Annotated in this window: 26 protein-coding genes and 1 tRNA gene; 10 read left to right on the top strand and 17 right to left on the bottom strand. The window is 58.5% G+C overall.

Translation table 11 applies throughout. The annotated features are described in order from the left end of the window. Nucleotides 1-174 precede the first annotated feature (174 nt). Together fbp and BQ5361_RS01270 are read left to right on the top strand one after the other, a co-directional pair. Entirely contained in the window at nucleotides 175-1,188 is a 1,014-nt protein-coding gene (gene fbp / locus BQ5361_RS01275; protein ID WP_035472851.1) for a class 1 fructose-bisphosphatase, read from the top strand. Between the two features lie 81 nt (nucleotides 1,189-1,269). Continuing rightward, nucleotides 1,270-1,596, top strand: a complete 327-nt coding sequence (locus tag BQ5361_RS01270; protein ID WP_022062936.1) for a thioredoxin family protein — start codon at nucleotides 1,270-1,272, stop codon at nucleotides 1,594-1,596. 183 nt (nucleotides 1,597-1,779) lie between these two features. Here BQ5361_RS01270 and BQ5361_RS01265 read toward each other — a convergent pair whose 3' ends face one another. From BQ5361_RS01265 to BQ5361_RS01230, 7 genes are all read right to left on the bottom strand, one after another. Continuing rightward, entirely contained in the window at nucleotides 1,780-2,352 is a 573-nt protein-coding gene (locus BQ5361_RS01265) for a hypothetical protein (RefSeq protein WP_052131034.1), read from the bottom strand. Nucleotides 2,353-2,404: 52 nt separating this feature from the next. Beyond that, nucleotides 2,405-3,319 carry a DUF4831 family protein gene (locus BQ5361_RS01260; protein ID WP_081976823.1) on the bottom strand — a complete coding sequence of 305 codons (915 nt, stop codon included), beginning with the start codon at nucleotides 3,317-3,319 and terminating at the stop codon, nucleotides 2,405-2,407. Between the two features lie 111 nt (nucleotides 3,320-3,430). Continuing rightward, nucleotides 3,431-4,246: a tRNA1(Val) (adenine(37)-N6)-methyltransferase gene (locus BQ5361_RS10900; RefSeq protein ID WP_317614666.1), complete on the bottom strand. Its 816-nt coding sequence runs from the start codon at nucleotides 4,244-4,246 to the stop codon at nucleotides 3,431-3,433. A gap of 83 nt (nucleotides 4,247-4,329) precedes the next feature. Then, entirely contained in the window at nucleotides 4,330-5,100 is a 771-nt protein-coding gene (locus BQ5361_RS01250; RefSeq protein ID WP_035472857.1) for a hypothetical protein, read from the bottom strand. 127 nt (nucleotides 5,101-5,227) lie between these two features. Further along, entirely contained in the window at nucleotides 5,228-5,998 is a 771-nt protein-coding gene (locus tag BQ5361_RS01245) for a TIGR02757 family protein (RefSeq protein WP_035472860.1), read from the bottom strand. Between the two features lie 131 nt (nucleotides 5,999-6,129). Next, nucleotides 6,130-6,201: transfer RNA gene (locus BQ5361_RS01240), tRNA-Glu, on the bottom strand. 258 nt (nucleotides 6,202-6,459) lie between these two features. Beyond that, on the bottom strand, nucleotides 6,460-6,780 hold the full coding sequence (locus BQ5361_RS01230) for a DMT family transporter (RefSeq protein ID WP_035472863.1): 321 nt from the start codon (nucleotides 6,778-6,780) through the stop codon (nucleotides 6,460-6,462). A 144-nt stretch (nucleotides 6,781-6,924) separates the two neighbouring features. On the opposite strand from BQ5361_RS01230, the gene BQ5361_RS01225 reads away from it, so the two are divergent. Further along, nucleotides 6,925-7,488, top strand: coding sequence for a Crp/Fnr family transcriptional regulator (locus BQ5361_RS01225; RefSeq protein ID WP_035473080.1), 564 nt, complete (start codon nucleotides 6,925-6,927; stop codon nucleotides 7,486-7,488). Between the two features lie 58 nt (nucleotides 7,489-7,546). On the opposite strand, the gene rpmA is transcribed toward BQ5361_RS01225, so the two are convergent. Then, nucleotides 7,547-7,807, bottom strand: a complete 261-nt coding sequence (gene rpmA / locus BQ5361_RS01220; protein ID WP_022063250.1) for a 50S ribosomal protein L27 — start codon at nucleotides 7,805-7,807, stop codon at nucleotides 7,547-7,549. Between the two features lie 19 nt (nucleotides 7,808-7,826). Next, nucleotides 7,827-8,141 carry a 50S ribosomal protein L21 gene (gene rplU / locus BQ5361_RS01215; RefSeq protein WP_022063249.1) on the bottom strand — a complete coding sequence of 105 codons (315 nt, stop codon included), beginning with the start codon at nucleotides 8,139-8,141 and terminating at the stop codon, nucleotides 7,827-7,829. A gap of 209 nt (nucleotides 8,142-8,350) precedes the next feature. Here rplU and BQ5361_RS01210 point away from each other — a divergent pair, with 209 nt between their 5' ends. Then, entirely contained in the window at nucleotides 8,351-9,889 is a 1,539-nt protein-coding gene (locus tag BQ5361_RS01210) for a TIM-barrel domain-containing protein (RefSeq protein ID WP_081976824.1), read from the top strand. A 159-nt stretch (nucleotides 9,890-10,048) separates the two neighbouring features. Then, the gene (gene cysQ, locus BQ5361_RS01205) at nucleotides 10,049-10,891 is read left to right on the top strand and encodes a 3'(2'),5'-bisphosphate nucleotidase CysQ (protein WP_035472869.1); all 843 of its coding nucleotides are present in this window, start codon (nucleotides 10,049-10,051) and stop codon (nucleotides 10,889-10,891) included. Between the two features lie 113 nt (nucleotides 10,892-11,004). Here cysQ and BQ5361_RS01200 read toward each other — a convergent pair whose 3' ends face one another. Beyond that, a complete protein-coding gene (locus BQ5361_RS01200) occupies nucleotides 11,005-11,271 on the bottom strand; it encodes a hypothetical protein (protein WP_035472872.1) in 267 nt (88 codons plus the stop codon). Between the two features lie 125 nt (nucleotides 11,272-11,396). Between BQ5361_RS01200 and trkA the strand changes: the two genes are divergently transcribed. The 5 genes from trkA to BQ5361_RS01175 all read left to right on the top strand — a co-directional run bounded on the left by trkA (nucleotide 11,397) and on the right by BQ5361_RS01175 (nucleotide 18,110). Beyond that, entirely contained in the window at nucleotides 11,397-12,734 is a 1,338-nt protein-coding gene (gene trkA, locus BQ5361_RS01195) for a Trk system potassium transporter TrkA (RefSeq protein ID WP_022063245.1), read from the top strand. A 51-nt stretch (nucleotides 12,735-12,785) separates the two neighbouring features. Continuing rightward, nucleotides 12,786-14,345: a GH3 auxin-responsive promoter family protein gene (locus tag BQ5361_RS01190; RefSeq protein ID WP_052131036.1), complete on the top strand. Its 1,560-nt coding sequence runs from the start codon at nucleotides 12,786-12,788 to the stop codon at nucleotides 14,343-14,345. A 49-nt stretch (nucleotides 14,346-14,394) separates the two neighbouring features. Beyond that, on the top strand, nucleotides 14,395-15,018 hold the full coding sequence (locus BQ5361_RS01185; protein ID WP_022063243.1) for a deoxynucleoside kinase: 624 nt from the start codon (nucleotides 14,395-14,397) through the stop codon (nucleotides 15,016-15,018). Nucleotides 15,019-15,289: 271 nt separating this feature from the next. Then, on the top strand, nucleotides 15,290-16,639 hold the full coding sequence (locus tag BQ5361_RS01180) for a GIN domain-containing protein (RefSeq protein ID WP_035472876.1): 1,350 nt from the start codon (nucleotides 15,290-15,292) through the stop codon (nucleotides 16,637-16,639). Between the two features lie 112 nt (nucleotides 16,640-16,751). Next, nucleotides 16,752-18,110 (top strand): methyltransferase RsmF C-terminal domain-like protein, encoded by a 1,359-nt coding sequence (locus tag BQ5361_RS01175; RefSeq protein WP_035472879.1) that lies wholly within the window; start codon nucleotides 16,752-16,754, stop codon nucleotides 18,108-18,110. Between the two features lie 194 nt (nucleotides 18,111-18,304). On the opposite strand, the gene BQ5361_RS01170 is transcribed toward BQ5361_RS01175, so the two are convergent. The 7 genes from BQ5361_RS01170 to BQ5361_RS01140 form a co-directional block, all read right to left on the bottom strand. Further along, nucleotides 18,305-19,429, bottom strand: a complete 1,125-nt coding sequence (locus BQ5361_RS01170) for an AI-2E family transporter (protein WP_052131037.1) — start codon at nucleotides 19,427-19,429, stop codon at nucleotides 18,305-18,307. Nucleotides 19,430-19,433: 4 nt separating this feature from the next. After that, nucleotides 19,434-20,108: a phosphatidylserine decarboxylase family protein gene (locus BQ5361_RS01165; protein ID WP_022063239.1), complete on the bottom strand. Its 675-nt coding sequence runs from the start codon at nucleotides 20,106-20,108 to the stop codon at nucleotides 19,434-19,436. Nucleotides 20,109-20,179: 71 nt separating this feature from the next. Then, entirely contained in the window at nucleotides 20,180-21,001 is an 822-nt protein-coding gene (locus tag BQ5361_RS01160) for a phosphatidate cytidylyltransferase (RefSeq protein ID WP_035472882.1), read from the bottom strand. Nucleotides 21,002-21,279: 278 nt separating this feature from the next. Further along, entirely contained in the window at nucleotides 21,280-22,785 is a 1,506-nt protein-coding gene (locus BQ5361_RS01155; protein WP_035472885.1) for a BACON domain-containing protein, read from the bottom strand. A gap of 214 nt (nucleotides 22,786-22,999) precedes the next feature. Continuing rightward, nucleotides 23,000-25,057, bottom strand: a complete 2,058-nt coding sequence (ftsH, locus tag BQ5361_RS01150) for an ATP-dependent zinc metalloprotease FtsH (RefSeq protein ID WP_022063236.1) — start codon at nucleotides 25,055-25,057, stop codon at nucleotides 23,000-23,002. Between the two features lie 84 nt (nucleotides 25,058-25,141). Then, complete coding sequence (rsfS, locus tag BQ5361_RS01145; protein WP_035472888.1) at nucleotides 25,142-25,492, bottom strand: ribosome silencing factor; 351 nt, start codon at nucleotides 25,490-25,492, stop codon at nucleotides 25,142-25,144. Nucleotides 25,493-25,598: 106 nt separating this feature from the next. After that, a complete protein-coding gene (locus BQ5361_RS01140) occupies nucleotides 25,599-26,498 on the bottom strand; it encodes a hydrogen peroxide-inducible genes activator (RefSeq protein ID WP_022063234.1) in 900 nt (299 codons plus the stop codon). Between the last annotated feature and the right edge of the window lie 7 nt (nucleotides 26,499-26,505).

Below are 26,505 nucleotides of genomic sequence, written 5' to 3'. Positions count from 1 at the left end.
TAAGTTTATATAACAATCTGACTATCAATGATTAAATATTTAAAATATTTTAAAAATAGACAAACTCATTAAAAGCGGGCAATATGGGCGAAACTATTTTGCTTATTCCGCCGCAAGGGGCTATATTTGTGTAAAAATTAACAATCTTAAAACGTCTAACCATTTTTACCTGACATGGAAAAGTCAATCACACTCAATGAATTCATCATACACCAACAAGCCGAGTTTCCCGAAGCGACGGGCAATTTCTCCTGTCTGCTGCACCATATAGGCATCGCGGCCAAAAAGGTGAATCGGGAAGTGAACAAGGCGGGCCTGGTGGATATCCTCGGCCGTTCGGGCTGCGAAAACGTACAGGGCGAAGAGCAGCAGAAACTCGATGTCTATGCCAACGAAGCCTTCATGGAGGAGCTTCAGGCAAGCGGCGAGTGCTGCGGCATCGCTTCGGAAGAGAACGAGGATGTGACGACCTTTCATGAGGGGCTTTGCCGCAATGCCAAATACATCGTCTGCATGGACCCGCTGGACGGTTCGTCCAACATCGACGTGAATGTCTCGGTCGGGACGATATTCTCCATCTACCGGCGCAAATCACCCATCGGCGAAGCCGCCGTGCTGGACGACTTCCTGCAAAAAGGCTCCGAGATGGTCGCTGCGGGATACATCATCTACGGCTCCTCCACAATGCTCGTCTACACGGTCGGCCGCGGTGTGAACGGCTTCACGCTCGACCCGTCGCTCGGCGAATTCTGCCTCTCGCACCCCAACATCAAAACACCGGCTAGCGGCAAGATATACTCCATCAACGAAGGCAATTACGAGAAATTCCCCGTCGGGATAAAGAAATACATCAAGTACTGTCAGGAGAAGGATGCTAAAACCAACCGGCCCTACACCTCCCGCTACATCGGCTCGCTGGTAGCGGATTTCCACCGCAACATGCTCAAGGGCGGCGTCTTCATGTACCCCTCGACCGACAATCATCCCAACGGAAAACTGCGCCTCCTGTACGAATGCAACCCCATCGCATTCATCGCGGAGCAGGCCGGCGGCCTCGCCTTCAGCGAGGAGGGCCGCATCCTCGACCTGCAGCCCGAGGCCATCCACCAGCGTGTGACCTTTTATGCCGGCGCCCACGACATGGTTATGAAAGTAAAGGAATTTTTAAACTTTTTTAATAACATCTGACAGGCCGGAGCCGCTGTCAGCCGCACGACTCCGGTACGGAAATTGCGCAACGACGAACGGACAGACGAATTCTGCAACCAAATGGAAGGATACGAAAAAATGTCGGACAATTTCAACGAAGTGACAGGAGGAGAAACGCCCGTATTGGTGGATTTCTACGCCACGTGGTGCGGGCCGTGCAAAATGATGGGGCCGGTACTCGCAGAGCTCAAACAGCGTTTCGGCGACAGGCTGCGCATCATCAAGCTGGATATCGACAATCCGGCCAACGCGGAAACCGTCCGTCGGTACGGAGTACGTTCCGTCCCTACGCTGATGCTTTTCCGCCGGGGCGAACTGCTCTGGCGCGAGAGCGGCGCCCGCCGGACGGATGAAATGGCCGCCATACTCGACCGGTATATCGGCTGACACACGGAGCGCTACGGACCGATTATGCTAACGAAAGGGGAAGGTCAATGACCTTCCCCTTTCGTTTTTCTCAACACCCCGGCATATACCGGAAACCGCCGGCAGCACGACCGTATCTTTCCTGTACGCTCTTCCCCGCCCGGCGACCCGTGTTATTTCTGCTGTTCCCTGCGGCTTTGTAGGCTACAACTCCGGTGCAGACTCCTTCCCAGCCTCCGCGAGCGCCTCAGCCGCCTTGCGCACCAATACGCTCCCATCTCCGGCAAAACGGGCCGCCAGCGTATCGCTGTCCACTCCGTCCGGCAACCGGCCGTCGCTACCGCGCATCCGCGAAAGAGCCAACAGGGCACTGTAACGGAGCAGCGACGGAGCATCCTCCGCCAGCCACTTTTCGGCCAGCGGCCGGGCCAGCGACGTATGCGAGAGCAACGAAAAAGCGAGGTTCTCGGCGAGTTCGGAATTCTTCACCCCCGCTCCCCAGAAAGCGAGTTCGTCGGCAGAGACTGCACAAGGGTCGGCTATTACGAAAGCCGACAGGAGCAGCTCACGTAGATTCTGCCCGTAAAGAAACCGGGCAAAAGCGTGGTCGGGCGCGAACAGGGAGGCCGCACGCCGGACGGCATGCAGGCTGACCCCCCAATTGCATTCGTAACGGATACCCAACTGTTCCATGCGCTCCACCACCGCACCGTTGATATCACGGCGCAGCATCCGCACCAATGCGGCCATCTTCTCCCTATTTTCCTTCATCTCCATGACACGCCTCCCGTATCAACATTTGCATCGGTTCCGGAATCGTTCCCTGCGCCTATCTTACGGGCAGGATGGTTCTTACGCCGTATTGATATACGGGAAGTACGGCATTTCCGAGTTCGGTCCTATCGAACATCACGCGACAGTCCGTCATATCCGCAACGGCATACTCCGCTTCGTCGGAACGCGGCGTCCGTTTCCGCTGGGGTGGATAGGCCGTCACGGCCACCCCCTGCGGCCGGCACTCCAGCACCACCGGTTCGCCGGAGAGGTCGTCGGCAGGCAACAATCCGCGGTCGTCACGGAACCGGCACACGACAAAGGTACGGCCTTCGGCATCCGGAACGACATAGTAACGCACCGTATAGGTCGTCACGGAACGTTTTCCGAAAAACAGTTCGAGGTATTCGTTCTCCATGCGGTCTATCCGTTCCACCGCCGTGGCGAGCCCGGCCCCATAGACCGTCTCGGCATAATCGCCCGTAATGAGCTCCGTCCGCCTGCTACGCAGGTCGAATATCGTTTGGGCGGCATCCCTCGCCGCATTCTCCAGGCTGCTGCCGGAGGCGCTGCGGCGGTCGGGAAGTACCCGCGGGAACTCCTCCGCGCTGCCCGTATCGGCGTATATTTCCGTATGGGGAGCAGGTATCGGACCGGGATTCAGGTCGCGTGTCACGACAGGGTCGTAACGGCTGACGACCGCCGAACGGAGCGTATAGGTCTCCTTGTCGGCGAGCGGCGCTATCACCCCGAAATACTTCTGGGCGAAACGGGCGTACGGCCCGGTCACGACGCTCTCGCGGGCCACCGTAATATCGACCACCACGGTCGTCTGCGGCATGGCATAAACCCGCCGGCCATCCGGCATCACCGCATCGCCTACGGGAGCCACGTCGAGCACCTGTCCGTAAGCCGTACCCGTACAAACCGCCAAAGCGGCTGCAGCGAACATCATCCTAATCTTTCCCATATCTCATGCTTTTTTGTATGTCTGTCGTCCTCTCCGGCGCACTGCGCACCGGAAAACAAGCAGTACAAATCTAACGTTTTTTGAGGGAAATAAAAACTGTCGGCGGGAGTTTCAAAAGCGCAGATAGAAATCGCCCGTCAGCCTGCGGTACTCATCCGTATAGCTCCCAGGGCCCTCGCCTGTCTCTATTGTCAGGGTGTCTTCGACGGGCATCGCCCCGCAGCTTCCAGCGAAAGCGAATTCGAGCAAGACGCGCTTGGGAGATATTCCGGGAAGGGTAAAGACACGTGTACGACGGTTCAGTCCGAACCCGGCGACGCGGGCCCCGGCGAGAAAACGCTCCTCGCTGTCGGCCGGCAACACTACCGAAAAGAGACCCTCCGGCGCCAACAGACGGGCAGCATGCTGCAGCAGTTCACCATAAGGGAGCGAATCGGCGTGGCGGGCCACCCTGCGTCCCGCATGGGGAGAGGGCAGCGAATCCACGAACCACGGCGGATTGGAAACGATATGGTGATAAAGCAGTTCGGGAGGGACTGTTGCCGACTCTCCTTCTTCGGAACAGTCTCCGGCAGCAGTCTCTTCACCGCCATCCGGTACGCTCGCCACGTCCCTGCCGCCCCACAGGGGTTCCGACACCCCGGGACGGAAAATCCCGATTCCGCAGCGATACACCCTGACCGCATGACTCCACGGCGACGATGCGGCATTGGCCGCGGCCTGTACCGCTCCCGCACCGTCCACCTCCACGGCATCGACGGTCGCCCCACCGGGCACATCCTCCGTGCGCTGGGCGAGCATCAGAGCTATCACCCCCGTTCCCGTACCGATATCCAGATAACGCGCAGGGCCCGGCAGCACCCGTGCCCACGCGCCGAGCAACACGCCGTCGGTACCCACTTTCATGGCCGTATCCGACTGCTCCACGACGAACCGTTTGAACCTAAACCAACTGTTGGACATTCCACAAACCGGCAACCGCCCTCCCCGGGCCGAAACCGTTCCTGCATTTAATAATACGTTATCTTTCTCTCCTCTATCCGGTACGGCACCCGTTCCCCGCCTTCGGCCATACGATACACCGTCCGGAAGGTCCAATTACCCGCGCCGTCGAATACGGTATAGGTCATCTCGGCAGAACCGGCCGCCGCGCCGTTCACGAACCTCTCCACCCTGACCGGATTGCCGTTTCCATCGTAGGAATATTTCAGCACCTCCGTACCGTCGGCCGCCGTCCGCTCCTGCCTTACCGGCAATCCCCGCCTGTAACGGGTTCGGAACGTCACGCTGCCATCCCCGCCGACCGCCACGCTCTCGGACCGGTTCCTCCTCCACTCGGTACGCTCTTCCGACACTTCGTTTCCCTCCTCGTCAAAGGTGCGGCGCACATGACACCGGCCGTTCCATTCGAATTCGACCGTCCGGTCGCCGCCGTAACGAACCGAACGGGACACGATACGTTCCGGCCTCCCGCTGCCGTCATAGACGAACTCTTCCCATTTCACCACATGGCCGCCGCACAGATACTCCGTACCGGTGACATATCCCCTTTCATCGAAACGGTACGAACAGCACGACTGCATATCGTCTACCCGCGGCCCTTTCGTTACCGTTCCGCCGCACGCTTCGGCTTCATAGGCCGATACATCAAGTGACCTCACGTTCCCCCGAAGCCCCATCCTTTCAAGGCTGTTCACCGCATCGCCGCCGGAACATCCGGCGAAAGCCGCCACAACGGCCGCCATGCACACGTTCCGGAATCCATTGACGACACTCTGCATGATACCTCCATCGTTTAACGTTATACATCAATATCTCTACACAATCTCCCGACCCGCCATCGGAATCTCCGCAAAACGGTGCGACGGACACTCCTCGGGCCACGTACAGGCGGCAAACCGTCTCTGCCTACCGGAGATAGCCGGCGATGCCCGCACCGAAGAGCGCAAAATCATACTTCACAGGGTCGTCCGCATCCAGAGCGCGCAGCGCCTCCGTCACCTCTTCGACAGTCCTCCAGTCGTTCTGTCTCCGCTGCAGCAACCCGAGAGCACGCGCCATCGCTCCGCTGTGGACATCGAGCGGCAGATAAAGAGCCGAAGCAGGTATGCGTTTCCACATCCCGAAATCCACGCCGCGGCCGTCGTCGCGCACCATCCAGCGCAGATACATGTTGAGTCTCTTGCAGGAGGCTTTCCGTTCAATGGAGGAGACGTGTTTTTCGCAGCGGACGGGATGGTCACAGGCGAAAAACTCACGCCGGAATTCGGCAAGCACGATACGCAGGTCGCCCGTCGCGGCATAACGTTCCTCGAAAAATTGGCCGATGCCGCCCCATACGGTACAAAGTCTGCGCAGTGCCAGAACGAACGCAATGAAATCCGTTCCGTTGAAAGTACGGTGCACGAAATGTCCGAGCGGCCGCAGCTCCTCCGGCGAAGCGTGCAGCGTGAATTCGTAAGGCGCCCCGTCCATCAACTCCATCATGCGCCGGCCACTCCTCACGATGGCCCGACGGTTGCCCCACGCGACAGTCGCCGCCAGAAAACCGGCTATCTCCCTGTCCTCGCGCCCCGTAAAGAGATGGGGTACGGACACGGGGTCGTTCTCTATGAAATCCGCCGTGTCGTACCGGTCGTAAAACGCATCGAGCAGCTCCTTCAAAACCTCTTTCTCCATCCGTCACCGTCCATTCTTCCGCGAAGGTACTCAAAAAGCCCTACACCGACAACGGTACGCAAGAGACCCCCGAATGAAAATACCCAAATACGGCAGGCGCCGGACTTTTACAAGTCCGGCGCCTGCCTCGGTACTCCATACCAGAATCGAACTGGTATTTGCAGAATGAGAATCTGCTGTCCTAACCGTTAGACGAATGGAGCGGTTCTCTGCAAATCCGGGATTGCCTCCCGAAAGCGGGACAAAAATAGAACAAATATCCGAAACCGCCAAACAACTCGCAAAAAAATCGGCATCTCCTCCCTGCGGCAGGCGCTTTCCCTCTTCGTACCGTCTGTACCAACCGCTGCCGCACACTGTCCCCGACTCCTCTCGTTCTCCCTCAGAGCCGCCCAATCCGCCTTGCCGCCCGACATACCCGGCGGCTTTCTGCAACCCGTTCCCACCCCGAACGACTGCTGTCAGACCATTTTCAGCCCCACCACAGAAGCTATCAGCGTACAAATGAAAAAGAGACGTGCGAAGGAGACCGGTTCATGGAAAAACACGATGCCGAGCACGACCGCTCCCACAGCCCCGATACCCGTCCACACGGGATAGGCGGTACTGACGGGCAGCGTATGCACGGCCTTTGCAAGCAACAGCATGCTGATGACCACACAGGCGAGAAAGCCCGCTCCCCACAGATACCACTCCGTACCCGCAGCCTCTTTCATCTTACCCAGACAGAATGCGAAACCCGACTCAAAAAGTCCGGCAACAATCAGAAGAAACCAATCCATAAATCCTGTATTGTACGATTAAACAATCCGACGGGCAAAGTTATCCCGTTTCCGCCGCAACCCTCTTTACATTTGATAAGAAAACACCGGACAACGCTTTCCGAGAGATATTCCGTACCTTTGAAAAGAAATACGAACCCGACCATGGAACTGCAGGAGATACTCAACGCCATCTACCGGATACCGGAAGCCTCGGCCGACCGGCTCGCATCCTGTTCGGTACGAATCGACCGGCCGAAAGGGTGCCGCATACTGGAGGCCGGAAAGGTCGAAACGGACCTCTTCTTCATCGCACGGGGGATTGCCAGAGCCTATATTCCGAAAGGGGACAGAGAGATAACGTTCTGGATAGGCCAGGAAGGCACCGCTATCGTATCGTTGAGAAGCTACGTATGCAACGGAGCGGGATATGAAAGTGTGGAGCTGATGGAAGACTCCTCGCTGTACCGCCTTAGGCGCAACGACCTCGACACCCTCTACCGCGAAGATATCCACATAGCCAACTGGGGCAGGAAATTCGCCGAATCGGAATTCCTGCGGACGGAAGAGAGGCTCATTCCCCTGCTTTTTACGACGGCCTCGGAACGTTACGAACTGCTGCTGACACAGCATCCCGACCTGTTGCAGCGCATGCCGCTGGAGTGCCTGGCTACCTATTTGGGCGTCACTCCCGTCAGTCTGAGCCGCATCCGGGCGAAACGGAAATAAAAACGAAAAGCGGACACCCGTCGCCGGGTATCCGCCTCTATCGAACTCCGTCTCCGAACTATTCGTTCACCGGAGTAACGCTCACGTAAGACCTGCCGTTGGTTTTCTTCACGAAAGCCACCGTTCCATCCACGAGGGCGAACAGCGTATGGTCTTTACCCATGCCCACATTCTCACCGGGGTTGTGTACGGTACCCCGCTGGCGTACGATGATGTTGCCCGCCTTTGCGAACTCGCCGCCGAACAATTTCACTCCGAGCCGCTTGCTTTCCGACTCACGACCGTTCTTAGAGCTACCTACTCCTTTCTTGTGTGCCATCTTCTGCGAATTTTAGGTGTTAAGCGACTGTGATGTCTTCGATGAGTACCTGGGTAAGGTACTGACGGTGTCCGTTCTTCACCTTGTACCCTTTCCTGCGTTTTTTCTTGAACACGATAATCTTGTCATCCTTGAGGTGACGTACTATCTTCGCGCTCACGGAAGCTCCTTCTACCACAGGTGAGCCTACCTTGACCTGACCGTCGTTATCCGTTAGCAGGACTTTGTCGAAACTCACGGAGGAACCTTCGTCCCCCTGAAGACGGTTGACATAGAGTTTCCGACCTTTCTCAGCCTTGAACTGTTTGCCTGCGATTTCTACTATTACGTACATATATTCTTTTAAAGAATTTGCGAATCAGCGTGCAAAGATAACGATTTTCCCCGCGCCAAGCAAACATCCGCAAAATTTTTCCCGTTTTCGGGACAGCATACCCATACCGCGGTATTGCGCCGATGCGGGATTTTGCTTTATTTTGCATGACATTTTCCGGCAAACGCTCCGCAGGAACGTCTGGTGGATATCCCTAAACCAACCACGCCATGCACAGGAGATTTCCAATCCTCGTCACGCTCGCCTTGCTGTCGGCCGCCCTTCCGGCACAGACACCCCATACGATACGCATAGAACCGCTCCGCAACGAAAAATGGTGGGGGCTCTTCGCGGGGGGAGGCCCGGCACAACCTTTCGCCGCACCGTTCGACAGCAGTAACTGCGACAGTTGCGGAACATTCACCATCCCGTTCATGATATCGAGCGGCGGCCGCATGATGTGGAGCAGTGCTCCGGCCGATGTCGTTTTTGACGGCAGCCTCTTCACCGTAACTCCGTCGGGCACGCAGCCAACCGTCGCAAAGGGAGGCCGGACGCTACGCGAAGCATACCTCTACTGCGTACACAAATACGCCTGGCCGAAAGGCACCGCTCCGGCCCGCCACCCCTTCATGCGGCCCGTTTACGACACAGGGCTGTCGGAAGCCCTCATCGCCGCAGGCGGTACCGCCCTGCTCGCCGCAGCCGATTCCATTACCGCCCACGGCTACCCGCCCGGCCTGCTGCTCATCCCGGACGGCTGGCAGGACCACTCCGGAGAGGGGGGCCTCGACCGCAACCTCTATGCCTCTTTCCGCGATACGGCGGATGAACTTACCCGGCGCGGATTCGACGTAATGTTCACCGTCACTCCCTACATTCCCGCCGCCGGGCAGCGTTACATCGAAGCACGCAGAAAGGGCATGCTGCTCGAAGACGCGGAGGGCCGGCCTGCCGTCATCCGTCTGCCGTCCGGTTACTACGCATGTCTCGACGTGACCCTGCCGGAAGTTACGGCCTACTTTGGCGAACTGCTCGACAACCTCCGGAAAGAGGGAATCACGGCACTCCGTTTCGACTGCCACCGTGCCCTCGACATCCTGCCTCCCGGAGAGCGCACGGAACGCTATCTGACCGCCTGGGCCGCACTCGGCGAACGCTACGGCGCAGCCATGTACCCCCTTGCGGAACAGACCCAGACACAGTGGCGCCCCTATTCGGTCGCACTCTCGCCGGAAATTTCATGGGAGTCCATGCGCCGCGCCTTGACAGACGCCATCCATGCGGGACTTACGGGACATATCTATCCCTACCTTTCGCTGACCTCCTCGGCCGGACACTGCTCCGACGAGACGATGCTCCTGCGTGCCGTACAGCTCGCCCTGTTTATGCCCATAGCGGCCGTTCCGCCCGACGGCAGTCTCTTTCCGACAGGCACCTGCCGGAAAGAGATGGAAAAGGCCGTGGGGTTGCGCATGGAGATGAACGGCTACATGGAAGAGCTGCTGCAGGAGGCCGGGACGACGGGAGAACCGCTGATGCGCCACATGGAGTACCAATTCCCCGGACAGGGATTCTGGGACTGTACAGACCAATACATGCTCGGCTCCCGATACCTCGTCGCGCCGGTACTCGACGACACGGGCCGACGAACCGTAAGACTGCCGCGCGGAACATGGATATCCGCCGACGGTACCCGCTACAAAGGACCACGGGTGATAAACGTGGATGTAAGCGACGGAAGCATCCCCCTCTTCCGGCTGCGATAACACGGCAGGAAAAAGAGGCGGGTTCCACCGCAATACCGCGGCACGAAGGACGTTGGCTCCGTAACGAAAAAGAAAAAACGAACGGAATGACAAACAACCGGCGAATGGTATGAAAAATGCGGCTGCCGGTCATAAACGAACAATGCGACAAATACGCTTATGATAACCAGGGAACAAAAGGAATACCTGCTGCCCAAGGCATACAACGCGGCCATCCGGGCCGGGGCCGTGATACTCGACATCTACAACAGCGGCGACCCGATAGATGTGGACATCAAGAGCGACCGGTCGCCTATCACGGTGGCCGACCGCCTGGCCCACTCCGTCATCCGGGAGTATCTCGGCCAGACACGCATCCCGCTTCTCAGCGAGGAGGGACGCGAAATGCTCTACGCCGAGCGCAAGGACTGGGACCTCTTCTGGATGGTGGACCCGCTGGACGGAACGGTGGAGTTCATCAAAGGCAACGGCGAATTCACGGTGAACATCGCCCTCATGGCCGACAACCGGCCCGTCTTCGGGGTGATATACGTACCGTACCGCAAACGGATATACTTTTCCGACTCCGACCTCGGCGCCTTCCGCTCCTGCAATACAGAAGCAGACCCCGAAGCGGAATACGTCTATGCGGAGATTACCGCCGGAGCCGAAGCGCTCCCCCTGACCGACTGCCGCAACCGTCCGCTAAAGGTGGCCGTCAGCCGTTCGCACAGCGACGGGGAGACCGCCCGCCATCTGGAGGAGCTACGGAAAAGACATCCCGACGCAGAGGTGCTGCAACAGGGGAGTTCCTATAAACTCTGCCTGATTGCAGAGGGTTCCGTAGACTACTATCCGCGCACCACCGAGACCTACGAATGGGACACGGCGGCCGGCGAATCCATCATCGCCCTCGCCGGCGGAAGCATCTATTCGCTCGACGACACCGCCCCGCTCCGGTACAACAAGGAATCGCTGGTCAACCCCCGCTTCGCCTGCCGCAGCAAATGGTTCGGTGACTGAGCCGCGGCAGTCGCCGTCACAACCACACGGGGATGTACCCTCAGGTACATCCCCGTATCTTATCCCGGTTTCAGCCACGGTGCAGCCCTTCCGCTTCAGGCCCGCACCGACAATTACCGGTCCGCCGCCTCCCGTTTCCGTTCGGGCGAACAGCTTCCGCAATCGCCGCCGCACGCAATATCGCACGACGAGGAGTCCAATCCGTCGAGTTCGCGCGTCTCCTGAATAACGCATTTGATACCCCGCGCACGCATGTTCTCGTTCTCGCTTATCTCCGACTGGATATTATGTCCCTTGAAAATCAGCGTCAGCGACATTCCCACCACGAAAAAAGCGACCAGCCCGACCGCTATCAGTATGACTATAAGCGTATTTGACATATTTTCTGCAAATTGAACCGACATGTAACCGCACCGTAACAGAATTATTGGCACGATTTTGACTAATCCCCGGTAAAGTTATTAAATTTGTGCGGATAATTTGCGGACAAATTCATAATATCTCGATGAAGATAATCATTGCGGGGGCCGGCGAAGTGGGCAACCACCTGGCGAAGATGCTCAGCGGCGGCCACCACGACATAACGGTCATCGATGCCGACGCCAGGCTGCTCGACGACGTGGAGGGAATGTCCGACATCGTGACGATAGAGGGCGACTGCACCACTTTCGCCACGCTCCGGAAAGCCTCCGTACGCAAGGCCGACCTCTTCATCGCGGTGAACCACGAGGAGAACATCAACATCATCGCCGCCATCCTCGCCAAACAACTCGGCGCACGCAAATCCATCGCCCGCATCGACAACAACGAATACCTTGAGCCGAACAATAAGGAGATGTTCATGAACCTGGGCATCGACTACCTGTTCTATCCGGAGAAGATAGCCGCACGGGAGGTCATCAATCTGCTGGGACACACCTCCACCACCGAGTACGTGGACTTTTCGGGGGGCAGGCTCGCGCTCGTGGTTTTCCCGATAGATGCCTCCTCGGAGTTTACGGGCAAGACGGTGGCGGACATCAACGCCCTGAGCGGCGCGTCGTTCCGCCCGGTGGCCATCAGCCGCGACGACAAGACCATCATCCCGCACTCGCGCGACATGTTCTACGAGGGAGATACGGTCTATATCATCACCAACAACGAGGCGGCCAAGACGGTCATGAACTATTCGGGCAAGACGAACGTCTCGATAAAGAACCTGATGATACTCGGCGGCAGCCGCATCGGCGTCCGGATAGCGACCGAACTGCAGGACGAGCTCAACGTCAAGCTCATCGAATACAATCCCGACAAGGCCTACAAACTCGCCGAAACGCTCGACCGGACACTCATCATCAACGAGGACGGACGCGACATAGATGCCATGACCGAAGAGGGTATCACCAGCATGGACGCCTTCGTGGCAGTCACGGGGCGCTCGGAAACGAACATCCTCACCGCCATGCTCGCCAAACGGATGGGGGTGAAGAAGGTCATCGCCGAGGTCGAGAACCTCACCTACATCAACCTCGCCGAAAGCATCGGCATCGACACCATCGTCAATAAAAAACAGATAACCGCCAGCCGCATTTTCCGCTTCACGATGGACACCGACGTGCAGGCCATCAAATGCCTGACCGGCAGCGAAGCGGAGGTGCTGGAGTTCGTCGTCAAACCCGACGCTCCCATCACGAAATCGACGCTGCGCCATGCGGGGTTCCCGGACAACGCCATCATCGGCGGCATCGTGCGCGGCGACAAGGTATTCATCCCCGACGCCGATTTCCGCATCAACGCCTACGACCGCGCGGTAGTCTTCTCGCTGCCGGGGGCGATACCCAAAATAGGCAAATATTTCAACTGACGGAGGAACCCGCCATCCGAACCGACGCCCGAATTCCAACCCATACCGCACATGGCCGCAATAACAAAACTCATCAACCTTTATTTCTCCGACCGTCTCCGCGAAATCGACTACTTCCGCGAGCACCCGGCCGAGGTACAAGAACGCCAGTTCCGCTACCTGCTCGCCAACGGCGCGAAGACCGAGTTCGGACGCGACCTCGGCATGAAGGGCATTGCCACGCAGCAGCAGTTCCGCGACCGGATACCCATTTACGACTATGAAACCATCAGCGAGTTCATCGACCGCACGCGCCGCGGCGAACGGCACGTCCTGTGGCCGGAAGAGGCCAAATGGTTCGCCAAATCCTCCGGAACGACGGGTTCGAAAAGCAAATACATCCCCGTTACCCTGGCCGGAATGCGCAAATCCCACATGCGGGGACCGAAAGACATCATGGCGCTCTACTGCCATCTCTACCCCAAAACCAGCGTAGTGAACGGGAAGATGCTGACGCTGGGCGGTTCCAAACGCATCGAACGCGAAGGGGACAACATGATGTCGGGCGACCTGTCGGCCATCCTGATAGAAAATACGCCTGCCATCGCCAACATCCTCCGCATTCCCGACAAGAAGACGGCGCTGATACCGGACTTCGACGAAAAGGTGCGGCTCATCTCGGAACAGTCCACCCGGCAGGACGTGCGTTCGTTCACGGGCGTCCCTTCGTGGAACCTCGTCATGCTCAACCGTGTACTGGAATACACCGGCAAGGAGAATATCCTGGAGATATGGCCCCATATGGAACTCTTCGTCCATGGCGGGATGGATTTCCGACCGTATCAGGCGCAGTACCGGAAAATCATCCCGTCGCCCGACATGCACTACATGGAGACCTACAACGCCTCGGAGGGCTTTTTCGCCATCGCCGAGGAGCCGGGTCGACAGGAGATGCTGCTCATGCTCGATTACGGTACCTACTACGAATTCCTGCCCACCGACCGGCTCGGCGACCCGACCGCCGCCGTACCGCTCGAAGGCGTGCAGACCGGAGTGAACTACGCGATGATAATCACCAACTGCAACGGTCTGTGGCGCTACATGATAGGCGATACCGTCCAGTTCGTTTCCACTTCACCCTACACCATCCGCATCACGGGACGTACCAAGCACTACATCAACGCTTTCGGCGAAGAAATCGTAATAGACAACGCCGAATCGGCCATGCACGACGCCTGTACGGCGACAGGGGCCGAAGTGGCCGAATATACCGTAGCTCCCGTCTACATGGAGGGACGCAGCAAAGGCGCGCACGAATGGGTGGTAGAGTTCCGTACTCCGCCGGCCAGCCTGCCAAAGTTCACGCAGGCGGTAGACGAGGGACTCAAACGGGTGAACTCCGATTACGAAGCCAAGCGTTTCAAGGATACCACGCTGACCGAGCCCAAAATAACCGTCGTACCGGCGGGAACCTTCGAACATTGGCTGAGGGCCCACGGCAAAGTGGGGGGCCAGAACAAGGTTCCGCGCCTCTACAACGACCGGACCTATGCCGAAGAGCTCATCCGGGCCGCAGCAACGGAGAGGGCAGAAACGCCCCTTGCGGTACACAGCGACCGGACCGAAGCCTGACAGCGACCGCAGTGCTCCGCCGCAGCGACACGAAAACGACACGAAGACCATGTACATCGCCATTTCAGGAAATATAGGCAGCGGCAAGACCTCGCTGACCGAGATGCTGACCGACAGGCTCGGCGGCACCGCCCTTTTCGAGGAGACGGGCAACCCCTACATAGCCGACTTCTACGAAGACATGAACCGCTGGGCGTTCAACTTTCAGGTCTATTTTCTGGGCTGCCGGATGAAACAGGGTCTCCAGATAAAAGAGACGAAAGGTTACGTCATCCAGGACAGAACCATCTACGAAGACGCCCACATATTCGCCGGCAACCTGCACGAAATGGGGCTCATGTCGTCGCGCGACTTCAATACCTACATGAAAATTTTCGACCTCTCGGCCAACCTGATACCTACACCCGACCTGCTCATCTATCTGCGCGGCGGGGTACCCACGCTCGTAAGCCAGATTCTCAAGCGCGGCCGCAGCTACGAGATGAACATCGACCTCGACTACCTCGAAAGGCTCAACAACCGCTACAACGATTGGATAGACAACATCTACCGCGGCCGCGTGCTGACCGTAAACATAGACAGCGAGGACTTCGTCCTCAATCCGGCCATCGTGGACGACATCGTGCAGCGGATAAAAGAGGCCGAAACATCGGCGGCGCATCCCGCCCGATAGACGACAGGTGACCACCGACCTCTTTCCGGAAAAGCCGCACCGCAGCGACGATGCCCCGGCAGCGGAGCGACGCTCCAACCCCGCAACGCTTCCCGCCGCCGAAGAATCGCCGAAATATTCAATAAAGTATGCGGCAAGACGATATAATTTGCATACCTTTATTGTTCGGTAACGACGCCGGACATTCCCGGTCGGCCTTCTCGCCGTATCCTTATGGAACGTACCCGACCAGCCGTTATCCCGAAAACCGAACGAGACACCGTCGAACGCCATGAAAACGATTCTTACGCTGGCCGCAACACTGCTCCTCGCATACGGAAGCACGGCCGCCCCGAACGCAGTCCCCGCCTGCGACGACACCGGAACCGTCGTCCATACCGCCAAACCCCGCAGGGTAAAAGGCAGCGAACGCCTGGTCACCCGAGACCTGGGGAGAATCGGCGCGTACGAAGTCCTGTACGTCTCCGACGGCATCGAAGCCGTCGTTTCCGCAGCGGTCTCCACGCTGGTCATAACGGCCGACGACAACGTTATCGACCGCATCGTCACCCGTTCCGACGGCAAACGGCTGACGATGCGCATCGACGCACGTTCGATAACGGACTGTACGGTACGCGCTGTCATACCGGCCTCCGCGGCACTCCGGACGCTCGAAGCCGAAAGTATGGGCACCATACGCTGCGAAGTACCGCTCGGAAACGGACCGGTAACGGTACGGTCCTCCGAAGGGAGCAGGATTGCCGCCGACATCCGGACCGGAGACGACATCCGGGTACATGTATCCGGATGCAGCCGGTTCGAAGGAGCCCTAAAGGGCAATAACTGCAAAATTACGGTAACGGAGGGCTCGCAGACCGACACCCGCATCGAGGCGTCCGGCATCTGCCGCGTCGATGTCTCCGCATCCAGCCGGGCGAGCGGTTCGCTGAAGGCACACCACTGCGCCTTATCGCTGACAGAAGGTTCCGTCGCCGACATGCCGGTAACGAGCACCGGCGAAAGTACGCTTGTAATATCCTCATCGAGCCGGTTCAACGGGGCTCTGAAAGGCAATAACTGCAAAATTACGGTAACGGAAGGCTCGGTATTCGATGCCCCGTTCACCTGCAAAGTACACGGAGAAATCCTCCTCGACGCTTCGAGCCGCTTCGCAGGCGATGCATCCGCCGGCAACTCGCTCCACATCAAACTGACAAACGGCTCGGTCATGCACGGCAACACCGATGCTACCGTAATCCTCGTACACACGGCAGCATCGAGCCGCTACGAAGGCAACATCTCGGCCGAAGGACAGGCCGAGATGAAAAGTACCGACGGCAGCGCCATAGCGGGTGCTTTCGCGGGCGGCCACATCTATGCCGTATCCACCGCTTCATCCCGCATCGCCCTAACCGGCAGCACCCCCGTCCCCTCGGCCGTCATCGAAGTCGCCTCCGGCAGTCGGTTCAGCGCTCCCGCCCTGCCGTTACGGAACTGTTCCGTAACGGCAACGTCGTCGGGACACGCCGAAGTCCGCTGCACCGACGAACTGCTGGCAACCACCTCGTCGGGCGGTACAGTCTTCTACAATGGCGACTGCCGTGTAACGACGAACAATCCCTACGTCCGCAAACAGGACTGATACATGGCTCCGGCCCGCACCAGCCCTACCGAAAATACCGGATACACAGACGACACACATCCGTACCGTTCCTTATCGGCGGTACGGCATACGATAATAACTTCGACCGACAATGACCGTTTCACTGCCCGAAGCATTCATACGCAACATACGCCGGGACATTCCCGGCGATGCAGACGCCCTGTTCAGCGTATTGGACGGCACGCCGCCGGTATCGGTACGTTGGAACCCCTACAAGACACAATCGCCCGCAGAAGGTATCCCGGTGGCATGGTGCCGTTACGGACGCTATCTGCCCGAAAGGCCGTCGTTCACGACCGACCCACTGTTCCACGCCGGGGCCTATTACGTACAGGAGGCCTCCTCCATGTTCGTCGAACACCTTCTGCGCTCGACGACAGAACCGGAAGGGGCGCGTATCCTCGACCTGTGTGCCGCACCGGGCGGCAAAGCCACCCTCTACTCCACCCTCGCGGGCGGAGATGGCATCGTAATAGCCAACGAAGTGATACGCAGCCGGGCACTCATCCTTGCCGACAACATCCGCAAATGGGGCATCGGCAATACGATGGTCACCAACAACGACCCGGCCCATTTCGCCGGCCTGGGCGAGTGGTTCGACGCGGTGGCCGTAGATGCCCCCTGCTCCGGAGAGGGGATGTTCCGCAAAAGTCCCGAAGCCCGCGGGGAGTGGAGCGAGGCGAACGTCCGGCTGTGTGCAGCCCGTCAGCGCCGAATCGTATCCGACGCATGGGCGGCGCTCCGTCCCGGAGGAGTCCTGATTTACAGTACCTGTACCTTCAACCGGACGGAAGATGAAGAGAATGTGCGGTGGATTGCCGAGGAACTCGGCGGAGAGGATGCCGGAGCGATGGTTCCGCCCGACTGGGGCATCGAAGAGCGTGAGGCCGGCGGAGTACGCTGTTTCCGTCTCTGGCCCCACCGTATCGCCGGCGAAGGCTTCTTCGCCGCGGCCATCCGCAAGGGCGGCCAACGGGGACGCCCCCTTCGGCCGAAACCACGCAAAACACTCTTGGCAGAGGCGTCGCGCAGCGAAACGGCCGAATTGTCCCGCTGGGTAGGGCAGCCCGACCTGATGCGTTTCGCCCGTATCGGCGACAGCCTCTACGGCTACTATGCGACACCTTTCGCCGACATCCGCAGCGCAGCCGAGTACCTCAACACGCTCCATTCGGGCATCTGCATGGGACAAATGTTCGGAGGCCGGCTGAAACCCGACCACTCGCTGGCGATGTTCCACGACCTCGCCCGCAGCGCCGCAGCCGAAACCCCGCTGTCGTCCGACGAAGCCCTGCACTACCTGCGCCGGGAAGATTTCGCTCCGCAGGCAGAGGCCGCCGAAGGGATGAACCTCATGACATTCGAGGGCTACGCATTGGGATGGGCCAAACGCATCGGAAACCGGTTCAACAACCTCTACCCGAAATCCCAGATGATTCTGAACAAATAGGGCTCCGCGGACAAACGCCGCGCCGAGTCTCTGCGGGATACACTCCCGACGAACGGACGAAACCGATAGCGCCCCGGCAAACACGATACGCCGAAACAATACGGGCAGGAGTCCGTCGTTGCACACGGCCTCACAACAGCAGATGCGGACGATTTCCGACCACCGCATACGCAACCGGTTCTCCCCGGCCGTTCCTACATTTTTTCGGTCAGTTTCCGGACTATCTTGAAATGGTTGAAGAACTCCTTGGCGATGACGCGCAGAACGGTATAGCCCGGTATGGCGAAAAGCATCCCGACCACACCGGCGAAGTGGCCGGCCATGAGTATCACGATGAATATCTCCAGCGGATGGGCATTGACGCTGTTGGAGTAGAGGAGCGGCTGCAATAGGAAGTTGTCTATCATCTGGGCCGCCAGAATGGTGATGGCCAGCGAGAGCACGATGAAGGTCATGGTCGTCCCGCCTCCCACGAAAGCCATGCTCACCAGCAGGCTTATCCCGAAGCCGAGCCACGGTCCCACGTAGGGAATCACGTTGAGCACCCCGACGATAAGTCCGATGAAGAAGGCGTTCTGGGGAAGGTATCCACAGCATATCAGGGAGATGGAGACCATAAGCATCATGATGGTGGACTCGGCGAGTATCCCGATGAAATAGCGCGAGAGCAGCGATGAAGCGGAACTCAGCGCATGCTTCACGTTTCCTTCGTATTTAGTAGGCGTGACCGCGAGAATTATCCTCAGGAAAAGATTGTCGTCCTTGAGAAAGAAGAACGTGATGAAAGTTATCGAAAAGAGCGCTATCACTGCATTCGCCACGCCCGACACAATGGAACCGAGGAAGTTCTGCAATTTTTCGGGATTGAACAGCCGTTCCACCTGCGCCCCTATCGTATCGGAAATGGAGATGGTGGAGACGTTCAGCGAGAAATACTCCTCGAGGAAATTCTGCAGTTTGCGCAGCGGCTGCTCGAACGAGGCGAGAATGGTGGAGAAGTCCACCGATGCCAGCGCGGTAAGCTTGTCGAAAACGAGCGGGATGAAGATGGCGAACATGGCGACGCCCACCCCCCACAGCAGAAGCAGCACCACAAGCGCGGCGAGCCAGTCGGGCACGGAGCGTCCCCGCACACGCACCCGCTTCATCAACTTCGCCAACGGAGTACCGATGATGGCCAATACGGCCGACACGATGATATAGCCGACTATATCGCGGAAATACCACACAAGCAACAGGCCCGCCAACGTGGCGAGCACACCGACCGCATACCTGGTCCAGTGCACCGTCGGCTTGCTCTCGTTCCCCGTACCGTTCATACTCCTATTCTCTGTGCAGTTTCGCAAGCGGCGTCTGTCCGCCCCGTACCCTGTCGCCCAGACCGACGAGCACCTCGCAGTCCAGCGGCAGGAAGATGTCTATCCGCGAACCGAACTTGATGAAGCCATACTTGGCGTTCTGTTCGGCCCGCTCGCCCACCTTCGCATAATTGACTATCCGGCGGGCCACCAGTCCGGCTATCTGCCGGAAGAGTATCCTCTCATGCCCCGTATCGACCACGGTCGTGGTACGTTCGTTCTCTTCGGACGACTTCGGATGCCATGCCACGAAAAAGCGCCCCAGATGGTTGTTGCGATAGACTATCTCGCCCCCTACGGGATACCAATTCGCATGTACGTTGGTGATGGACATGAAGACCGAAAGCTGCAGACAGCGCTCCTTCAGGTACTCCCCCTCGAAGACCTCTTCGATGACAACCACCTTACCGTCGGCACTGGAGAATACCGTATCCGGGTCGCTCCGGTATTCGCGCCGCGTGGGTTCGCGGAAAAAGAGCGCCACGCAGACGCAGAGCCCGAAGAGCAGAACCGCCACTGCCCAGAAGAGCCATACGGGCATCCCGGCGTACTTCACGGCGAACGCCATGCCCACCGCAACGGCCGCGAAAACCGCGAACGTACACAAAACAATGGAATATCCCTCTCTGGCAAGTCTCATTGGCAAGGAATTTATTCGGTCTCTCCGCCGTTACCGGCCGCGGAGCCGCAGCACGCGCCCCTTTCCGGGCACTAACCGGCAAAGATAGTAAAATATGCGAAAACAAATGGTACGGAGAAAATCAATGCATCGAAACGGTCCATAAACCCTCCGTGTCCGGGAATGATGACCCCAGAATCCTTGACGCCCGCCGACCGCTTGAACATGGATTCGACCAGGTCGCCGAGCACGCCGCTGACCACGACCACAAGAGCGAGTCCGCCCCACCACACCATGTCTTCGCCGCGCAGCCAACCGCACATCACACCGAAAGCAACGGCGAAAAGCAGTCCTCCTGCAAATCCCTCCCACGACTTCTTGGGCGACACCCGCTCGAACATCTTGTGTTTTCCGAACAGTACCCCCGTCAGGTAAGCGAATATGTCGTTCACCCACACCGTAAAGATATAACAGAGTATCGTCCATGCGTCGTAGCTTCCTCCGTAAAAAGCCACGAAGCACATCAGCGACATCGGCAATGCGGCATAGACGAGCCCTCCGACCGCAACGGCGATATGTATGAAAGGTTCGGGCGGCCTGCGGCGGAGTTCGTACACGAATATCACATACAGCAACGGGAAGAAAATGGAGAGCCACACGACCGGCAGCGTACCGCGTGCCACAAGGAAACTCATCGCGACGGCCACGCCTCCTACGGCAACCGGATAGACACGGTCGACGGAAAGGCCCTTTTTCGCCGCCATACGGTAGAATTCCCAGAGGCTGCCTACGCATATCGTCAGCATCAGTGCCGCAAAACCGTACTCCGATACGGAGACCGCACCCACGACGACCAGCAACAGCACCGCTCCGCTCAGCGTCCTCACCGCCAATTCCTTACCAAACTTCGCCATACATTACAGCTTTGCGGGCCGTCCGGCCGTCCCGATTCGGCGCCCCGGCATGCGACAACCCCGCATAACAGGGACAAAAATATGGAATAATTCCGAACCGCCTAAATCACAATCCGAAAATACGCTTTTTTCCGCCGACGGGCAAACCGGCAGTGCAGAATCTCCATGCAGACTGCCGTACCGTATCCCGTATCCGACACATGCAAAAACCGTGCGGGCGGGAATGGTCGTTCCCGCCCGCACGTCAGGCGAATCCGTGCTTTACGTACAACCTCCGGTCAGGACGCAGGCTGCGGCGTAGGCGTCGATGCCACCTTCAGCTCCAGTGTGCCTGTGCGCGTCCCCGTTATCCGATAACCCGCATCATCCACAAAATCGAAAGTCAGCGTATACGCTTCGCCGTTCCTTGCCACCGTCACGGTACCTTCGACTATCGGTGCGGAACCGACATACTCATCCTCGACGAGCCGGTAATACCAACTGCCGTTCGGATTTATGACGCTGTTGGATTCGGAGCCGGCAAGTACCGTGAACGGTTCCCTCGAGTTCTCGTCGTAGATGTCCTCCGTCACCACCCGGTAGGTACCTTCCGGCAACCAATATTCGTTGTCGTCGTTGAAATAGATGACCGAAGAACGTATCGTCATCTCCAGCCGCGACCCGCTGCCGTAATACCCGACCGAATAGGGCCAACTGACCTTCACATACTCCAAATCGGCCCCCCACAACGACATGTACCAGGTGGTCGTCCTGAAATCGGTCCAGTCATCGACGGGTATGACGCTCAGATTGCCGCCCCCGCCGGGGAGGTCCTCCATGACCGCGTCCCCGGTCAGGTCGCTCAGGAACTCCCGGCCGGCCTCCTGTGTCACCGCGACGGCGATATCGGGAACGTCGTCCTGGCCGGAGGTAACGACCACATACCCCGACCGCTCCTCAAGCGTGGCATTCGTCTCCACGTTCACAATGAAATAAGAGTCTCTTTCGGATACGATGGAAATCCATTCCACCGGATTGCCGGACGTATCCGGAGTATCGGACGTCACTACCTTCCAGTCTACGGCAACGGCAGCGACATTCACCGTCTGTCCCAGCATTTCCGCCCTACTGCCGAAATGCAGTTCACGTACATCCACACCGAGCGAGGGCTGAAGAACCCGTCCCTCCTGCACCACCTTCACCGCTTTGGGGCCGACCCCCGCGACATCCGCAGAGATGACGACACTCCCCGAGCGCGGTTCGGTTGCCGGATTGTCGGCCACCGTCACGACGGCCGTTCCCTCTTTCCGGACCACCGTCACCCAACTCCGGCATGCCTCGTCCGCGGCGACCGTCCACTCGAGCGTTCCCCCGCCGACCGTCACGGCAATCTCCTGCGCCGGCGCATCCTCTCCTGCAAAGGACAGCGAGGCGGGTTCCACCGACAGTGTATAACTGCTGCCGGACTGAACGACCGTTATCCGTTTCGGTTCGAGGTCGGGAGAGGCCGGTACGAGGGTCACGGCTCCGCTGCGGGACTCCACCCCCGAATTGTCGGCCACCGCAACGGCAACCCCGCCCGTTCTCTTTTCGACGGAAATCCAGGCCCTCGACTCGTCGCTCATAGTGCAGTCCCAATCCACATTGGAGGTCACGGCAACGGTCTGCACCGCCGCACCCACGGCCTCGAACTCAAGGTTCGTCGTTTCGAGCTTCAAGAAAGCCCGTTCCAGCTCCTGCTCCCCGCACGCGACGGAAAGCACGCCAAACACTGCAAAGAACAGCAATTCCCATACTCTTTTCATAACATAGAAGTTTTGGTTATCATGTATCTGTCGCAAGATAGCACAAGGGCGCAAAAAATGCAACAACATATTATATAGCAATACTTTACACCACAGACTCCTCAGCCAGAGACAAAAGAAGGGAGGGAACCGCTGTTCCCTCCCTTGACCGGCTCCTGTTTGCGGAGCCCTCTTTCCGAACCGTCCGCCGGGACGGTATATGAACATCAGGCCGTCACTTCTCCGGCTTCTCTCCCCAATCGGGTGCGGCACCCGGCTCGGCGACAGTTTCCCCGCCGAATGCCAGTTCGGCATCGGTCACCGACACGGGGTCGGAATCGGCCGCTCCGGCAGCCGCTGCCGCCTCCGCCTGCTCCCGTTTGATATCCTTGATACGCTTGCCGAAGATGCGTTCGAGGTCTTCGGAGAAGACCACTTCCTTCTCCAGCAACAGCTCGGCCAACTGCGTAAATCCGTCTCTGTGTTCGCGAAGCACCTTCGTGGCGAGCGCAAAGGCATCATCGAGCAGCCGTTTCACCTCCTTGTCGATAAGTTCGGCCGTCTGCTCGCTGTAAGGTTTGGTCAGCGCCATCTCTCCCTGTCCCGACGAGTCGTAATAGCTCATGTTGCCCACCTTGTCGCTCATACCGAGATAGGCCACCATCGAATAAGCCTTTTTCGTCGCCACCTCCAGGTCGTTCAGCGCTCCCGAACCGAGCGTGTCGAAGACAAGCTTCTCGGCGGCCCGTCCGCCGAGGGTGGAGGCGATATCGTCCATTATCTGTTCCCGCGTGGTCACCTGCCGCTCTTCGGGCAGATACCATGCGGCACCGAGCGCCCGACCGCGCGGGATGATGGTCACCTTGATGAGCGGATTGGCGTATTCGAGTATCCAGCTCACGGTGGCGTGTCCGGCTTCGTGGTAGGCGATGAGCCGCTTCTCCTCCGGCGTGATTATCATGTTCCTGCGCTCCAGGCCGCCCACGATTCGGTCGATGGCGCTGAGGAAATCCTCGCGTTCGACGAACTTCTTGTCGTGCCGTGCTGCGATAAGGGCCGCCTCGTTGCAAACATTGGCGATATCGGCACCGGAGAAACCCGGCGTCTGCTTGGCGAGAAAATCGCGGTCGAGATTGGGGTCGAGTTTGATGTTGCGCAAGTGCACGTCGAATATCTCCGCCCGCTCCTTGACGTCGGGCAGTCCGACCTCTATCTGCCGGTCGAAACGCCCCGCACGCATGAGCGCCTTGTCGAGAATGTCGGCCCGGTTCGTGGCGGCAAGAATAATGACACCCGAATTGGTACCGAAACCGTCCATCTCCGTCAGGAGCTGGTTGAGCGTATTCTCGCGTTCGTCGTTGCTGGAGAAGCCGGCATTCTTGCTGCGGGCACGTCCCACGGCATCTATTTCGTCGATGAAGACGATGCAGGGCGCCTTCTCCTTGGCCTGGCGGAAGAGGTCGCGCACGCGCGATGCCCCCACCCCGACGAACATCTCCACGAAATCCGAACCGCTCATGGTAAAGAACGGCACATTAGCCTCACCGGCCACCGCCTTGGCAAGCAACGTCTTACCCGTTCCGGGAGGGCCGACGAGCAGCGCTCCCTTCGGTATCTTTCCGCCGAGTTCGCGGTACTTCTGCGGATTGCGCAGGAAGTCCACAATCTCCATGATTTCCACCTTCGCTTCCTCCAGTCCGGCCACATCCTTGAAAGTCACACGGTCCTTGTTGTTGGCATCGAACACCTGCGCCTTCGCCTTGCCTACATTGAAAACGCCCCCCTGACCGCCTGCGGCATTCTTCGAAGCATTGCGCATCATGACAATGAAGAAGACCATCAGCAGGATAAAGGGGAGGAAACCGAGCACATCGAGCCAGATGTTGTGCTTCGTTTCATACGTAAGCAGCACAGCCTGCCCGTACTGCTCCTCGGCTCTGTCCAGGTCCTGCCGGAAGGTAGCCACATCGCCTATATTGAAGACGAACTGCGTCCCGCGGCGCGGAATGTTCTTGTATTCGGGCCGGGCGGCATACTTCTCCACTGCTTCGCTGCGGAGCCGGACGTTGGCCTGCTCCTTGTTCACCACCTCGATGCTTTCGACATCTCCGTCGGCTATCATCTGCTCCACGGTGTTCCAATTGGTCTTCACGGGCGATTCGCTGCCTCCCAGCCACGACCACCCGATGATGAGCAGGAACAACAGCCCGTATATCCACATGCCGTAGCCCATCGGCCGTATCTGGGGGCGCCGGCCCCCGCTGTTCTTATTGTTCTGGTTTTTGGATGCCATCTCTACATTTACGTTCTGCAATATTGATGCGGCATGCGCCCGACGCTCATGCCGCGAAACATTAACGCGTTTATCCGCATTTTATTACTCCCACTCGCCGTAGCGCACCGAGGGGGCGTCGGCCCAAAGCTCCTCCAGCCGGTAGAACTCGCGGGCCTGCGTCTGGAAAACATGAACCATGATATCCACATAATCCACTACCACCCAGATGGCGTTCTGCATGCCCTCCGTCCTGCGCGGCCGCTGGCCGAGCGTTTCGAATACCTTCTCCTCGATGCCGTCCGCAATGGCGGCCACCTGCGTGGTGGATTCCGCACTACATACCACGAAGGCATCGGCCACCGCTCCGTCGAACCCTCTCAGGTCGAGCGACAGGATGTTCTTTCCCTTCTTGTCCTCTATCGCCGAAACTATCGTTCCCAACAATTCATCCATACAGTCCTAATAATATAATGTATTACACAGGGCGCCGGCAAATGTACATCTTTTTTGTCACAATCCGGCCGACCGCACCCACGGCCGCGGCGGCAGCCCGGTCCTTTCACTCCCCGGCAGCGCCTCCCACAGCGGCCACCGACTCCTTAAGCACCTTGACGATGGAGTCCTTCACATAAGTACGGCGGACGGCCACCGCTATCTTGCGCGACACGGCCCCTTTGGCAAGCGGCTTCACCTGAGCGGCATGCTCCTGCGGCACGTACGGCACCGCCATCTCCGGGATGATGGTCATGAACTCCGTATTGTCCACTATCCGCATCAGCGTTTCGAGCGAACCGCTCTCGAAGTAGTACGAGGCATGCGCCCCGCCCTTCGAAGGACAGAGGTCGAGTATCTGGTCGCGGAAACAGTGCCCCTCCGAAAGCAGAAGCATCTCTTTCAGGTCGAGGTCCTCGAGCCGGATGTTGGAGCGCTCGAAGAGCCTGTGTCCCGGCGAAAGGTAAGCATAGAACCTGTCATCGAAGATGCAATCCTCGGTAATACCCTCCGGACAGGTACCGCCCGCAAGAATGGCGGCGTCTATTTCGTCGTGTTCCATCGCCCGGACTATCTGCGGAGTTATCATCTCCTTGATTTCGAGGTGTACGTCGGGACAGCGTCCGGCAAAATCCTGTACCATCCGCGGCAGCAGATAGGGCGCCACGGTCGGTATCACGCCCAGCCGCAGCACGCCCGACACGGTTCCCTTGAGCACGGCCACGTCCTCATAGACCGAATTGAACATCTTCACGACATCCCGGGCCCGTTCGGCGACCACCTCTCCCGCCTGCGTCAATATGACCGGTTTTTTCGACCTGTCGAGCAGCACCACGCCGAGCTCCTCCTCGAGATTCTTTATCTGCATGCTCAGCGACGGCTGAGTGACGAAACTCCTTTCGGCCGCAAGCGAAAAGCTGCCGAAATTCACCACCGCAAGCAGATATTCCAACTGTACAATCGTCATCTCAGAA

It is taken from the genome of Tidjanibacter massiliensis (genome assembly GCF_900104605.1).
Lineage (GTDB): Bacteria > Bacteroidota > Bacteroidia > Bacteroidales > Rikenellaceae > Tidjanibacter > Tidjanibacter inops.
Note: the sequence above shows the minus strand (reverse complement) of the source record. Positions and strands in the feature narration are given on the sequence as shown.

What these genes read in the sequence shown, in the direction of transcription:
- fbp (WP_035472851.1), top strand. Translation starts at nt 175, where the DNA reads ATGGAAAAGTCAATCACACTCAATGAATTCATCATACACCAACAAGCC.
- BQ5361_RS01270 (WP_022062936.1), top strand. Translation starts at nt 1,270, where the DNA reads ATGGAAGGATACGAAAAAATGTCGGACAATTTCAACGAAGTGACAGGA.
- BQ5361_RS01265 (WP_052131034.1), bottom strand. Translation starts at nt 2,352, where the DNA reads ATGGAGATGAAGGAAAATAGGGAGAAGATGGCCGCATTGGTGCGGATG.
- BQ5361_RS01260 (WP_081976823.1), bottom strand. Translation starts at nt 3,319, where the DNA reads ATGGGAAAGATTAGGATGATGTTCGCTGCAGCCGCTTTGGCGGTTTGT.
- BQ5361_RS01250 (WP_035472857.1), bottom strand. Translation starts at nt 5,100, where the DNA reads ATGCAGAGTGTCGTCAATGGATTCCGGAACGTGTGCATGGCGGCCGTT.
- BQ5361_RS01245 (WP_035472860.1), bottom strand. Translation starts at nt 5,998, where the DNA reads ATGGAGAAAGAGGTTTTGAAGGAGCTGCTCGATGCGTTTTACGACCGG.
- BQ5361_RS01230 (WP_035472863.1), bottom strand. Translation starts at nt 6,780, where the DNA reads ATGGATTGGTTTCTTCTGATTGTTGCCGGACTTTTTGAGTCGGGTTTC.
- BQ5361_RS01225 (WP_035473080.1), top strand. Translation starts at nt 6,925, where the DNA reads ATGGAACTGCAGGAGATACTCAACGCCATCTACCGGATACCGGAAGCC.
- rpmA (WP_022063250.1), bottom strand. Translation starts at nt 7,807, where the DNA reads ATGGCACACAAGAAAGGAGTAGGTAGCTCTAAGAACGGTCGTGAGTCG.
- rplU (WP_022063249.1), bottom strand. Translation starts at nt 8,141, where the DNA reads ATGTACGTAATAGTAGAAATCGCAGGCAAACAGTTCAAGGCTGAGAAA.
- BQ5361_RS01210 (WP_081976824.1), top strand. Translation starts at nt 8,351, where the DNA reads ATGCACAGGAGATTTCCAATCCTCGTCACGCTCGCCTTGCTGTCGGCC.
- cysQ (WP_035472869.1), top strand. Translation starts at nt 10,049, where the DNA reads ATGATAACCAGGGAACAAAAGGAATACCTGCTGCCCAAGGCATACAAC.
- BQ5361_RS01200 (WP_035472872.1), bottom strand. Translation starts at nt 11,271, where the DNA reads ATGTCAAATACGCTTATAGTCATACTGATAGCGGTCGGGCTGGTCGCT.
- trkA (WP_022063245.1), top strand. Translation starts at nt 11,397, where the DNA reads ATGAAGATAATCATTGCGGGGGCCGGCGAAGTGGGCAACCACCTGGCG.
- BQ5361_RS01190 (WP_052131036.1), top strand. Translation starts at nt 12,786, where the DNA reads ATGGCCGCAATAACAAAACTCATCAACCTTTATTTCTCCGACCGTCTC.
- BQ5361_RS01185 (WP_022063243.1), top strand. Translation starts at nt 14,395, where the DNA reads ATGTACATCGCCATTTCAGGAAATATAGGCAGCGGCAAGACCTCGCTG.
- BQ5361_RS01180 (WP_035472876.1), top strand. Translation starts at nt 15,290, where the DNA reads ATGAAAACGATTCTTACGCTGGCCGCAACACTGCTCCTCGCATACGGA.
- BQ5361_RS01175 (WP_035472879.1), top strand. Translation starts at nt 16,752, where the DNA reads ATGACCGTTTCACTGCCCGAAGCATTCATACGCAACATACGCCGGGAC.
- BQ5361_RS01170 (WP_052131037.1), bottom strand. Translation starts at nt 19,429, where the DNA reads ATGAACGGTACGGGGAACGAGAGCAAGCCGACGGTGCACTGGACCAGG.
- BQ5361_RS01165 (WP_022063239.1), bottom strand. Translation starts at nt 20,108, where the DNA reads ATGAGACTTGCCAGAGAGGGATATTCCATTGTTTTGTGTACGTTCGCG.
- BQ5361_RS01160 (WP_035472882.1), bottom strand. Translation starts at nt 21,001, where the DNA reads ATGGCGAAGTTTGGTAAGGAATTGGCGGTGAGGACGCTGAGCGGAGCG.
- BQ5361_RS01155 (WP_035472885.1), bottom strand. Translation starts at nt 22,785, where the DNA reads ATGAAAAGAGTATGGGAATTGCTGTTCTTTGCAGTGTTTGGCGTGCTT.
- ftsH (WP_022063236.1), bottom strand. Translation starts at nt 25,057, where the DNA reads ATGGCATCCAAAAACCAGAACAATAAGAACAGCGGGGGCCGGCGCCCC.
- rsfS (WP_035472888.1), bottom strand. Translation starts at nt 25,492, where the DNA reads ATGGATGAATTGTTGGGAACGATAGTTTCGGCGATAGAGGACAAGAAG.
- BQ5361_RS01140 (WP_022063234.1), bottom strand. Translation starts at nt 26,498, where the DNA reads ATGACGATTGTACAGTTGGAATATCTGCTTGCGGTGGTGAATTTCGGC.